The 11,485-nt window shown below is 61.3% G+C and carries 11 protein-coding genes; 5 read left to right on the top strand and 6 right to left on the bottom strand.

Annotation, left to right across the window (positions count from 1 at the left end; translation table 11 throughout):
- Window positions 1–324: 324 nt before the first annotated feature.
- Together iolE and iolB are read left to right on the top strand one after the other, a co-directional pair.
- Window positions 325–1,221, top strand: coding sequence for a myo-inosose-2 dehydratase (iolE, locus tag ACQY7U_RS06425; RefSeq protein WP_428642968.1), 897 nt, complete (start codon window positions 325–327; stop codon window positions 1,219–1,221).
- Window positions 1,218–2,039 (top strand): 5-deoxy-glucuronate isomerase, encoded by an 822-nt coding sequence (gene iolB / locus ACQY7U_RS06420; RefSeq protein WP_428642967.1) that lies wholly within the window; start codon window positions 1,218–1,220, stop codon window positions 2,037–2,039. Before iolE ends, iolB begins: the two co-directional genes overlap by 4 nt.
- Before the next feature lie 266 nt (window positions 2,040–2,305).
- Here the strand turns inward: iolB and ACQY7U_RS06415 are convergent, their stop codons facing one another.
- From ACQY7U_RS06415 to ACQY7U_RS06390, 6 genes are all read right to left on the bottom strand, one after another.
- On the bottom strand, window positions 2,306–3,217 hold the full coding sequence (locus tag ACQY7U_RS06415; protein ID WP_428642965.1) for a sugar kinase: 912 nt from the start codon (window positions 3,215–3,217) through the stop codon (window positions 2,306–2,308).
- A 225-nt stretch (window positions 3,218–3,442) separates the two neighbouring features.
- The gene (locus tag ACQY7U_RS06410) at window positions 3,443–4,264 is read right to left on the bottom strand and encodes a carbohydrate ABC transporter permease (RefSeq protein WP_428642964.1); all 822 of its coding nucleotides are present in this window, start codon (window positions 4,262–4,264) and stop codon (window positions 3,443–3,445) included.
- On the bottom strand, window positions 4,261–5,148 hold the full coding sequence (locus tag ACQY7U_RS06405) for a carbohydrate ABC transporter permease (RefSeq protein WP_428642963.1): 888 nt from the start codon (window positions 5,146–5,148) through the stop codon (window positions 4,261–4,263). Before ACQY7U_RS06405 ends, ACQY7U_RS06410 begins: the two co-directional genes overlap by 4 nt.
- Window positions 5,149–5,275: 127 nt before the next feature.
- The gene (locus ACQY7U_RS06400; protein WP_428642962.1) at window positions 5,276–6,559 is read right to left on the bottom strand and encodes an ABC transporter substrate-binding protein; all 1,284 of its coding nucleotides are present in this window, start codon (window positions 6,557–6,559) and stop codon (window positions 5,276–5,278) included.
- A gap of 65 nt (window positions 6,560–6,624) precedes the next feature.
- Window positions 6,625–7,710, bottom strand: a complete 1,086-nt coding sequence (locus tag ACQY7U_RS06395) for an ABC transporter ATP-binding protein (RefSeq protein WP_428642961.1) — start codon at window positions 7,708–7,710, stop codon at window positions 6,625–6,627.
- Window positions 7,707–8,498, bottom strand: coding sequence for a DeoR/GlpR family DNA-binding transcription regulator (locus ACQY7U_RS06390; RefSeq protein WP_428642959.1), 792 nt, complete (start codon window positions 8,496–8,498; stop codon window positions 7,707–7,709). The genes ACQY7U_RS06395 and ACQY7U_RS06390 overlap by 4 nt, the downstream gene beginning before the upstream one ends.
- 469 nt (window positions 8,499–8,967) lie before the next feature.
- Here ACQY7U_RS06390 and ACQY7U_RS06385 point away from each other — a divergent pair, with 469 nt between their 5' ends.
- The 3 genes from ACQY7U_RS06385 to ACQY7U_RS06375 all read left to right on the top strand — a co-directional run.
- A complete protein-coding gene (locus tag ACQY7U_RS06385) occupies window positions 8,968–10,455 on the top strand; it encodes an alkaline phosphatase (protein ID WP_428642958.1) in 1,488 nt (495 codons plus the stop codon).
- A 124-nt stretch (window positions 10,456–10,579) separates the two neighbouring features.
- The gene (locus ACQY7U_RS06380) at window positions 10,580–11,020 is read left to right on the top strand and encodes a hypothetical protein (protein ID WP_428642957.1); all 441 of its coding nucleotides are present in this window, start codon (window positions 10,580–10,582) and stop codon (window positions 11,018–11,020) included.
- 8 nt (window positions 11,021–11,028) lie between these two features.
- Window positions 11,029–11,485: ATP-binding cassette domain-containing protein (locus ACQY7U_RS06375; protein WP_428642956.1), on the top strand; the 457-nt coding region annotated here is incomplete at its 3' end.

The following is an 11,485-nucleotide window of genomic DNA, read 5'->3' as shown; positions in this document are numbered from 1 at the left end:
GCGGCGGCCACTGGTGGGACGTGGCGGTGCCGGAGGTTTCCGAGCGCGCCGAGGTGAACAAGGCCCGCGAAGGCTATGTGGCGGCGCAGAAGCACCAGAACCTCGTGAATTGAGGAGGGCGCAGGTCACACTCCCCGGCGCTTCCGCCACCTCTCCCCTCATCCTGAGGAAGCGCTGAAGCGCTGTATCGAAGGATGGGCCGCTTGCTCAGGAGTTTGCCGCCCATCCTTCGAGACGGACCTGACGGTTCTCCTCAGGATGAGGTCGCAATTTGATGTAACCACTTGAACTCAACGCGCCTTGAAGCGCACCAGGACGACACTCATGATCCTTTATGGCACCAACCCGATTGCCTGGGCCAATGACGACGACCAGACCCTCGGAGCCCACATTCCGACCGAGCAGATCCTGCGGGAAGCGTCCGAGATCGGCTTCGACGGCATCGAGAACGGCCACCGCTGGCCCAACGACCCGGAAGAGCTGAAGCAGTTGCTTGGCGGCTACGGCCTGAAATTCATTTCCGGATGGTATTCGCTCAACCTGCTGGCCCAGTCGGTCGAAGACGAAAAGAAGGCGATCCAGCCGCATCTGGACAAATTGAAACACAACGGCTGCAAGGTCTGCATCACCTGCGAGACTTCCAACACGATCCAGGGTTCTCAAGTTGACATCAATGGAAGCCCGGTCCTGAGCGCGGAAGAAATGAAGACCTTCGGCGCCAAGGTGGAGGAACTTTCCGCCTTCTGCGCCAGCCAGGGCATCGAGCTCGTCTATCATCACCACATGGGCACGGTGGTCGAGACGCCGGAAGAGATCGACGCTTTCATGGCGGCGACGGGGCCTGCGACCAAGCTGCTGTTCGATGCCGGTCACTGCTATTTCGGCAGCAACGGTCAGGATCCGGCACCGGTGCTGGCGAAATACGTCGACCGCGTCCGCCACTTCCACGCCAAGAACGTGCGCCCGCAGGTCATGAAAGAGATCCGCGGGAACGGAAAATCCTTCATGGACGGCGTCCGTGCCGGTGTCTTCACCGTTCCGGGCGACGAAGAAGGCGGCGTCGACTTCGCCCCGCTGCTGCAGATCCTGAAGGACGCAGGCTACGAAGGCTGGATCGTCATCGAGGCGGAACAGGACCCGGAAGTCCGCAATCCCTTCCAGTACCAGAGCCTTGGCCTCAAAACCCTGAAGGCCATCGCCAAAGAGGTGAACCTGACATGAGCGAACTTCTGCGCAAACCCGCCGGCACCACCGGCAAGGTCCACGACATCACCATCGACAGCGCCAGGGGACCGAAATCACCGGACTGGGGCTATGTCGGTTTCGGGCTCTACCGGCTGAAGCCCGGCGAGAGCGTCTCGGAAAAGGCCGGCGATCTGGAAGTCATCCTGGTGATGGTCGAGGGCAAGGCGTCGATCTCGGCGGACGGCGAGGACTTCGGTGAGCAGGGCGAGCGCATGAACGTATTCGAACAGCTTCCGCCCCACTGCGTCTATGTGCCGAACGGCACCGATTGGTCGGCGACCGCCACCACCGACTGCACCATCGGTGTCTGCACGGCGCCCGGCAAGGGCGGGCACAAGGCGCGTGTCCTGCCGACGCCCGAAAAGGTCACCCGCGGCAAGGGCGCCAACACGCGCTACATCTATCCGATCGCGATGGAGGAATCCGACGTCGCCGACAGCCTGCTGGTGACGGAAGTCTTCACGCCGGCCGGCAACTGGTCGTCCTATCCGCCGCACCGGCACGACGAGGACAATTTCCCCGAGATGACCTACCTGGAAGAGACCTATTATCACCGTCTCAATCCGGATCAGGGCTATGGTCACCAACGGGTCTTCACCGAGGACGGATCTCTCGACGAGACGGTTTCGGTCAGCAGTCACGACGTGGTGCTGGTTCCGAAAGGTCATCACCCCTGCGGCGCGCCTTACGGCTACGAGATGTATTATCTCAACGTCATGGCCGGCCCCATGCGCAAGTGGCGTTTCCAGAACCATCCGGACCACGACTGGATCGCGCAAAGGGATGCGGGGTAATTGCCGGTATGCCACGAACGGTTCCGTCAAGAGTTCCTGGAACCCTCAGTGGCCTGAGCTGCGCTTTCACCAATATCCACGGATGTCACCCCGGCCGAGCGCAGCGCAGAGCCGGGGATCACTTGCTGCCACGGCTGCTGATGCGCAGGAAAAAATCGTACGTGAGCTGCATTGCCACGCCAGTTTGCTGTGCAAACTACCAGTCAACGGGTTTCACTTTGTTTGCCCGGGGTGACGCAGGCTTGTGCCGTTAGCCCCGGAACCGACTACGCAGGCTCGAAACACTCCGCCACCAGCGCACCACGATGCTGGATAACCGTTCCGGCAAGCTTCGCACCCGCATCGACACTTGCCACCAGGTCGCCACTTGTCAAAAACTCTGCCAGGAAGGCCGCATTGTAACTGTCGCCCGCCGCGGTGGTGTCGACAATGTTGCGAACCGGTTGGGGCTGGAAGGCGTGCCGGCTGTCAGCCGTCGCGCAGATGACTTCTTCCGGACCGTTCTTGACGACGACCATGCCCGCACCGGCCTCCAGATAACGGCTGGCGCTGACATTGGCGTCGGTGTCGCCGAAATGGGCAAGCTCGTCCTCGAAGGACGGCATGACGAAGTCGCACAGGCCTGCAGCTTCGGTGACGCAGCTCCGCATGGTGTCTGCGTCTTCCCAAAGGCGCGGGCGCAGATTCGGATCAAAGGCGGTTTTCGTGCCCGCCTTGCGGGCTGTGCGCAGCGCATTCAGGAATTTGCGGCGGTCTTCGGGCGGCAGGATCGCCAGTGTGATGCCGCTGAAATAAACGAGCCCGGCACCTGCCAGCGCGTTTTCCAGATCGCCGGCGTCTTCCGCCAGGCGGCGCGCGGCGGACTGGGACCGCCAATAGGCAAAGCTGCGCTCGCCGTCCTTCAACTGAATCATGTAAAGGCCGACGGTGCGATTCTCCAGGCGACGCACGGAGCCTGTGTCTATACCGGAGCCCTTCAGGAAATCGAGCATCTGGCCGGAGACCTGGTCGTTGCCGACGGCGGTGTAATAACCGACCGACCAGTCCGCGGGCAGGCATTTACGCGCATACCAGGCTGTGTTGAGCGTATCGCCGGCGAACCCCATGGCATAGGTCCCCTCGCCCGTCGGCGCCATTTCAACCATGCACTCGCCGATCGCCAGAAAATTCTTTGACACCAAATCTCTCCCTGGATCAGCCCCCCGCCGGTGCCGGCTGAAGGGAAATCGCTGACCGAATTCAAAACGTCCGTGCACCAGCAATCCACCTGGAGCCGGTTTTACGAAATTTTACTTCTTTTAAATCGGTTTAACACAAATGAAACACGTGTCAAACGGCCCCTTTCCGGAAGAGACAAGCCACTGATTTTCAAGAAATTTTAATTCGCGAAGCCCTGACGCCCTTCACTTGATGCCGGCGCGCATGAAACTCTGCACAAACTGGCGCTGGAACAGAAGAAAGGCGATCAGCAGAGGTCCCGAGGTCATCAGGGTGGCGGCATTGATCACCGACCATTCGACGCCGCTGTCAATTGCCGAGAAGATGCTGAGGCCGACGGTCACCGGCCGGGTCTCCACCGAGTTGGTGACGATCAGCGGCCAGAGGAAGTTGTTCCAGTGGTGGCTGACGGAGACGAGGCCATAGGCGAGATAGGTCGGCTTGGCGAGCGGGATATAGACCCGCCACAACACGCCCAGAAACGTCGAGCCTTCGATGCGCGCGGCCTCGTCCAGCTCCTTCGGGATGGTCATGAAGGTCTGGCGCAACAAAAAGATGCCGAAACCGGAGGCAATATAAGGCAGCGCGATCGCCGGAATGGTGTCCACCAGATGAAGCTGGCGCATGGTCTGGTAGTTCTCGACCATCAGGATGTCCGGCATGACGAGCAGTTGCAGCAATACCAGCGTGAATAGAAATCCCCGGCCCGGAAAGTCGAACCGGGCGAAGGCGAAGGCCGCCAGCGTGCCGAGAAAGAACTGCCCGGCCAGGATCAGCGAAACCAGCAGAAAGGTGTTCAGGAAGTAGCGGGCAAAGGGAGCCGCTTCCCAGGCCTTGGCAAAATTCTCCAGCGTCAGAGGCGCGAACAACTCGAAGCGCGCCTCATAGGCCGCCGGGTGAAAGGCGGTCCAGACCGCATAGGCGAGCGGCAGCAGCCAAAGGAGTGCCAGGGCCCAGGCGGCCAGAACATTCAGCAGGCGGTCGAAAGGGAGTGCTGCGCCGGTCATTTGTAATGCACCTTGCGGTCGAAGAAGAGGAACTGGCCGATGGCAAGCAGCGACAGCAGCGCCAGCAGGGCGACGGTCAGCGTGGCGCCATAGGCGGTTTCCCAGAAACGGAAGGCGACTTCGTAAATGTAGAAGAGCAGCAGCGCAGAGGCATTGTCCGGCCCGCCGTCCGTCAGGATGAAGATGTGATCCACGAGGCGGAAGGAATTGATCACCGCATTGACGCCGACGAACAGCGTTGTCGGCATCAGCAGCGGAAAGGTGACCCGCCAGAAGACCGTCCAGCGTCCCGCCCCCTCGATCTCGGCGGCTTCCTTCAGCGAGACCGGGATCGCCTGCAAGGCGGCGAGATAAAAGATCATGAAGAAGCCGGCTTCCTTCCAGACCGTGACGACGATGATGGCGTTCAGTGCCGTATCCGGATTGCCGAGGTAGTTGCTCGCCGGCCAGCCGAACAGGAAGCCGGTGATCTGGTCGAAAAGGCCGAAGCCGGGCGTATAGAAGAACAACCAGATATTGGCGACGGCGATCAGCGGCAGCACGGTGGGCGTGAAATAGGCCATACGAACGAAGCCGCGGCCCGCGAGCCGGTCGTTCACCCACAGCGCCATGACAATGGCAAGCGCTATCGACGCCGGGATGGTGCCTGCGGCGAACCAGAGATTGTTCCACAGCACCTTCCAGAACACCGGGTCCTGCAGCATGCGCTCATAGTTGTCGAGGCCGAGAAACTTCGCCGGCCGCCGCCCGCGCGGCGTGGAGAAGAAGCTCGCGAGAAAGGTCGTGACCGCGGGAATATGGGTGAAGGCAAAGAGGAACACCATGGCGGGCAGAAGCAGAAGCCAGCCGTGGATCCATTCGCGTTTCAGGGGAAAGCCCCACATGATCGTTTCCGTCCGGTGTTGGAGATTTCAGCGCACCGGCTCCGACCCGGAGACTTCCGGCAGCAGTTCGCTCAAATGAATGGCGGAGTGCCGGAGTGGGAACCGGCACTCCGCTCCTCGGAGGTCCCTAGCGGTATTCGCTCAGGATCTCGTCAGCCTGTGCCTGGGCTTCCTTCAGCGCGGTCGCGGCATCCTTCTTGCCGGTGATGGCGGCGGCCAGGGCATCATTGAAGAGGCCGGTAATACGCTGGTTCTGGAAGGTGGAGAGTTCCGCCTTGGCGAACTCCAGCTGGTCGCGGGCCACCAGCGCCGGTGCGAATTCGGCAGTGTAGGCTTTCATCGTTTCGGTTTCCCAGGTCTCCGCACGCGGGGCGACATAGCCGGTCGCAATTGTCCACTTGGCGGATTGTTCCGGTGCGGTTATCCACTTGACGAAGTCGACGGCAGCTTTCGTCTGCTCTTCAGAGGCGCCCTTGAAGAGGTAGAAGTTGCCGCCGCCTGTCGGCGCGCCCCGCTGAGCCTTCGAAGGCAGCATGGCCACACCGAAATCGAACGGGGCGTTGTCGCGCACGTTGGTGAGGTTGCCGGTGGAGGTCCACATCATCGCGGTCTGGCCTTCGAAGAAAGCTTTCGGAGTGGCGCCCCACTCGATGATACCCGGCGCCATGATTTCATGCCTGGTGCTGAGGTCGACCAGATACTGCAGGGCTTCGACGACCTTCGGATCATCGAAATTGGTCTTGTTGCCTTCGGCGTTCGCCAGGATCGCACCGTTTTCGATGGCAAGGCCCTGGAACAGCCAGTAGGGGAAGCCGGAGGACGGGATGCGCACACCCCACTGGGTGACCTTGCCGTCGGCATCCTTCTTCGTCAGCTTCTTGCCGAATTCGACCATTTCTTCCCAGGTGGCCGGGGCGACTTCCGGGTCGAGGCCGGCGGCCTTGAAGGCATCCTTGTTCCAGTAGAGAACCGGCGTGGAACGCTGGAACGGGATGCCGTAGGTCTTGCCGCCGGTCTGGCTGTTTTCCATGAAGGCCGGGTAGAAGCCTTCGACCCACTTCCTGTCGTCTTCGGTGGTCAGATAGTCGTCGAAGGGGGTGATCAGGTCTTCGTCGATCAGGGTGAACATGTCGACGGAGAGGATCACGGACAGCTGCGGCGGGTTGCCGCCGCGGGCCGCAGTGATCGCCTTGGCGACGGTATCCTGGTAGGAACCGGCGTAGACAGCGTCGATCTTCACATCCGGATTGAGGGCAGCATATTCGTCGGTCAGCTGCTGGATGGTGTCGGCTGCCTTGCCACCGACGGCGACCGGAAAATAGAATTGCAGATCAACGGCCTGAGCGGAGGCCCAGGTGCTGAAGGAAAGAGCCGTTGCGGCAACGGCTTTCAGGAAAGTGGACTTCAACATCAAATTTTTCCCAAGTTTGATCGTCCGCAGAAATGCGGTTGTTCCACGCAGACGTGCGCAGCTGGTCAGGAGTGCAGAAGCGCTCCGAATTGTGAGGTGAGATCGTCCCGGCGGCCGCCGGTGTCGGCATCGAAGACGTGCAGGTCCTCCGGTGCGAACCCGAGTTCGATGGCCTGGCCGGGCGTTACCGGCCGGGAGGTCGGCAGACGCACCTGAAAGGCGGTGTCTGCGACAATGCAGTCGGCGAGAATGTCCGCGCCGAGATATTCGACCGTGCGGACCGATGCCGAAATGGGCCCGCCCGGCTGAAGATGCATGGCCTCCGGACGCAGGCCGAGCTTGAAATCGGGCGCCGAGCACAGATGTTTCAGCGCATTGGCCGGGAAAAGGTTCATCGGCGGCGTGCCGATAAAGTGCGCCGCGAAGGGGCTGGCCGGCTTTTCGTAGAGCTCGCGCGGGGGCGCCGCCTGTTCCAGCCGTCCCTTGTTCATGAGCACCACCTGATCGGCCATGGTGATGGCCTCCACCTGGTCATGGGTGACATAGACCATGGTGAACCCGAGCTTCTGCTGCAGCGCGCGCAACTCGATGCGCATCTCGTGCCGCAGCTTTGCATCGAGATTGGAAAGCGGTTCGTCCATCAGGCAGATCGGTTTCTCGCCGATGATCGCCCTGCCGAGTGCCACACGCTGCTGCTGGCCGCCGGAGAGCTGGCCAGGCTTGCGGTCGAGCAGCCGGCCGAGCCCCAGAAGCTGCGCAACGCGCTTCAGTTTTTCATCCCGCTCCGCCCTGGCGGTCCGGCGGACCTTGAGGCCGAAGACGATGTTCTCCGCAACGCTCAGGTGCGGAAAAAGCGCATAGGACTGGAAGACCATCGACAGGCCCCGCTTCGAAGAGGGCCTTCCGGTCACATCCTCGCCACCGATCAGGATGCGCCCGCTGCTGACATCCTCCAGGCCGGAGATCATCCGCAGGGTCGTCGACTTGCCGCAGCCGGACGGGCCGAGCAAGGCGGTGAAGGACCCGGCCGGAATATCGACAGTGAGGTTCTCGACCGCGACCGTCTCTCCCCATGTCCGGGAGACGCCCTCCAGCCGGATGGGTTTTCCGGCTGCGGGACCGGAAACCGCGGGATTGACGCGACGGGTCATTGCCCGGTGTTTTCTTCTTCGGCGACGAAGACTTCGGTCCGGGTGCCTTCAAGGCTCGCGAGGAATTCCGCGGGCACCGGACGGTCGGTGAATATGGCATCGACATCACTCAGCTGCCCCCCACGAACATGGGCGTTGCGGCCGAACTTGCTGTGATCGAGCACAAGATAGGACTTCCGGCAATTGGCGAGGATCGACTGCCGGGCGGCCACTTCGTCTTCATGGAAATCCAGGAGCGTTCCGTCCTCGTCGACACCGGCGACCCCGAAGATGCCGATGTCGACCTTGTAGTTGGAAAAGAATGCCTGGGCGGCGGCTCCCAGAACGTCTCGGTCGCCGTGGCGCAGGCGGCCGCCGGCGATGGTCACCTGGTAGGACGGGTTGATCGATGCGGTGAAGGCGACGTTGAGGTTGTTGGTGAAGATGGCCAGCTTGTCGTGCGCCATCAGCGCCTGCATCACGATTTCCGGGGTCGTTCCGATCGAGAAGGCAAGCGACTGGCTGTTCTCCACCTTGGAGGCGACCAGGTTGGCAATCAGCTGCTTTTCCGGCAGGTTCAGAATCTGGCGCGTGGAATAGTGAATGTTAGACGCAGGTGCCGGCGGCTCGACACCCCCATGTGTCCGCCTCAGGATACCCAGTTCACACAGGCCGTTCACGTCCCGGCGGATGGTTTGCGTCGTCACTTCAAACCGGTCTGCAAGCTCTTCCACGGAAGCGAAGCCGGCCTTCTGCACCAAATCGGCGATCTCGGCCTGGCGTTTAGAAATGTCTATCTGCCCAAACATCTGAAATTGATCCAACACCACTCTGACAGTCCCGGTTTTCCCGGGAGCCCGTTATCTCCGATGACTTCGCGTCCACTCGAAAAAACTCGACTTCGAAGTCAGATAAAACATTTTCATATGAACCTTATTCGACGTTCATATGAAAATGCTATGACATTTTCCGATTATTCAAAACCGGCAACGTGCAAGTCAGCGGCTGTTTGGAAAAATCTTGCAGACCAATTTTCCGGCGGCAATAGGCCAAAAGTCCTGCAGGGTTCTGCACCGGACAAGGCGCAGCCTTCCCCCACTTCCGCCCGCTTGCAGCAGTTGTAAATTAGAAACTGAACGTGCCGGTCTCTCATCGCACCCTTGCAAAGCGCCTCCGAAGGTCCACAAGGTTGTTGCAGACTTCATAAAAGCTTCAAGCGGTTGTCATGCGGGCTATCTAAGTAGCTCCCGGAATTCACCCACGACATCGGGAGTTGTCATGAAATCGATCGTTTGCTCCGCGCTGGCACTGGCCCTGACCGGTTCCGCCGCCTTCGCCCAGGATGCCCTGCCCCAGCAGAACAATGACTGGTTCACCGCCGCTCAGGCCGAGCTGGCCAGGAAAGCCGCCGTTCAGCCGATCACCAAAAAGGCACGCAACGTGATCCTCCTGGTCGCAGACGGCAACGGCGTGGGCACCAACTATGCAACCCGCCTGTTCGACGGTCAGCAGAAAGGCAATTTCGGTGACGAGAACGTGCTGGCACACGAGACGTTCCCGCATCTGGCACTGGCCAAGACCTATAACGTCAACGCCCAGACGCCGGATTCCGCGGGAACCGGCACCGCCATGCACACGGGCGTGAAGACCAAGGCCGGTGTGATCGGCGTCGACGAAACGCTCAACCGCGGCGACTGTTCGCAGGTCGAGGCCGCCACGATCGCCAATGCTGCCGAAGTCTTCTCGGCAATGGGCAAATCCGTCGGCGTCATCTCCACCGCGCGCCTGACCCATGCCACCCCGGCCTCCGCCTATGCTCATGCTGCGGACCGCAATTTCGAGGACAATTCCAAGCTGCCGGAAGGTTGCGCCGTTCCGGACATTGCCGCGCAGATGATCGAAGCGATGATGGACGGCAAGATCGACATTGCCCTGGGCGGTGGCCGCCGTCATTTCCTGCCCAAGGATGTGACCGACGAGGAAGGCAAGGGCGGCAAGCGCACTGACGGCAAGAACCTGATCGAGGATGCCAGGGCGGCCGGCGTTCAATATGTCCATGACGACGAAACCTTCAAGGCCGCCAAGCTGGATGGCACACCGGTCCTCGGTCTCTTCGAATCCTCTCACATGAAGTATGAAGCCGACCGCACCGGCGAGCCGAGCCTCGCCGAGATGACGGAAGCCGCCATCAAGGCCTTGCAGACCAATGACGAAGGTTTCTTCCTGACCATTGAAGCCGGTCGGGTCGACCATGCCAACCATGACGGCAACCTGGCCCGCGTCGTTCGTGACGGCGTCGCTTTTGCAGACGCGGTTGCCAAGGCGGACGAACTGACGAATGACGAGGACACCCTGATCATCGTTACCGCCGACCACGAGCATGCGATTGCCTTCCAGGGCTATGCCGGACGCGGATCCGACATCCTGGGTCTGTCCATGAAAATCGATCCGGCAGGCGTGAAGGCGCTGGACGAGCCGAACCTGGCCGCCGACGGCAAGCCCTACACCACCGTCGGTTATCTCAATGGTACCGGCACCATCCTGACAGAGGATCAGGACTGGTTCGGCACCCGCCCGGCCCTGACGCAGGAGCAGGCAATCGACCTGGATTATGTGCAGCAGGCCCTGATCCCGATGTCGTCCGAAACCCACTCGGGCGAGGACGTTGCGATCTACGCGAAGGGCCCGTTCGCGCATCTCCTGAACGGCACCGTGGAACAGAACCTCGTCTTCCACATCATGCAGCACGCAGCCAGCGCCGAGTAAGCGGCGGTACGGCACGAACAGAAAGGCCCGCGCTGGCGGGCCTTTCTCCGTCCCCTCATTCGCGCGCGGCGATGACGCCCGGCAAGGCGCATCACCGGTCACAGGCGACAATCGGATACCCGGCATGAACCGCAGGCAATTTCTTGCAGCCACCACCGTTCTGGGCCTCGGAATTGAGACAGGCCTTGTCCGCGCCGCTCGCTCCGCCGAGATGCCTATCCGGATGCGGGCGCTTTATAACAAGGACGGAAGTTTTTCCGATCTGGCACAATCTCTTGAGGGACAGCGGATCACGGTCGACGGTTTCATGGCCCCTCCCCTGAAGGCGGATATCCGTTTCTTCGTCCTCACCAAGAAGCCGCTGGCGGTCTGTCCATTCTGCGAAACCGAAGCCGAATGGCCGGAAGATATCCTGGCCATCTACACCAAACGCAGCATCGAGGTCGTTTCCTACACCCGCAAGATCCTGACCAGGGGCCTTCTGGAACTTGGCGCCTTCCAGGATCCCGATACAGGTTTCGCCAGCCGCGTCCGGTTGACCGACGCGGTTTATGAACGGGCATGACGGCCGGCATGACACTTTCCCTTAAGATTGAAAATCTCTGTGTTCGAACGCCGAAGGGACACGCCTTGCTGACCTGCGGCCACTTCGCGGCGGCCCCCGGCGAGGCAATCGGTCTGAAAGGCCCTTCCGGCGCCGGAAAGTCGACCTTTCTATACGCACTTGCCGGCCTGCAACCGGCCATGAGTGGTTCGGTGGGTTGGGGCGGAACGGATCTCGTACCGATGGACGATGGCGCGCGGGCGCGGTTCCGGCGGGAACACGTCGGCCTGATCTTTCAGGATTTTCTGCTCTTCGAGGAGCTCAGCGCCCCTGCCAACGCGTCGCTGGCAGCAGCCTTTCATCCGCCGGCAGGGCGCGGACCGATCCGGGAAACCGCAAGCGCCTATCTCTCCAGGCTGCGCGTGCCTTGCGGCCGGCGCACGGTCGACAGCTTTTCCGGCGGCGAGCGCCAGCGTACGGCCATTG

This window comes from Roseibium sp. (genome assembly GCF_050301095.1).
Lineage (GTDB): Bacteria > Pseudomonadota > Alphaproteobacteria > Rhizobiales > Stappiaceae > Roseibium.
This window is presented reverse-complemented; position numbering and strand designations above follow the sequence as displayed.

Coding starts and splice junctions, on each gene's coding strand:
- iolE (WP_428642968.1), top strand. CDS start 325: ATGATCCTTTATGGCACCAACCCGATTGCCTGGGCCAATGACGACGAC.
- iolB (WP_428642967.1), top strand. CDS start 1,218: ATGAGCGAACTTCTGCGCAAACCCGCCGGCACCACCGGCAAGGTCCAC.
- ACQY7U_RS06410 (WP_428642964.1), bottom strand. CDS start 4,264: ATGACCGGCGCAGCACTCCCTTTCGACCGCCTGCTGAATGTTCTGGCC.
- ACQY7U_RS06405 (WP_428642963.1), bottom strand. CDS start 5,148: ATGTGGGGCTTTCCCCTGAAACGCGAATGGATCCACGGCTGGCTTCTG.
- ACQY7U_RS06400 (WP_428642962.1), bottom strand. CDS start 6,559: ATGTTGAAGTCCACTTTCCTGAAAGCCGTTGCCGCAACGGCTCTTTCC.
- ACQY7U_RS06395 (WP_428642961.1), bottom strand. CDS start 7,710: ATGACCCGTCGCGTCAATCCCGCGGTTTCCGGTCCCGCAGCCGGAAAA.
- ACQY7U_RS06390 (WP_428642959.1), bottom strand. CDS start 8,498: ATGTTTGGGCAGATAGACATTTCTAAACGCCAGGCCGAGATCGCCGAT.
- ACQY7U_RS06385 (WP_428642958.1), top strand. CDS start 8,968: ATGAAATCGATCGTTTGCTCCGCGCTGGCACTGGCCCTGACCGGTTCC.
- ACQY7U_RS06380 (WP_428642957.1), top strand. CDS start 10,580: ATGAACCGCAGGCAATTTCTTGCAGCCACCACCGTTCTGGGCCTCGGA.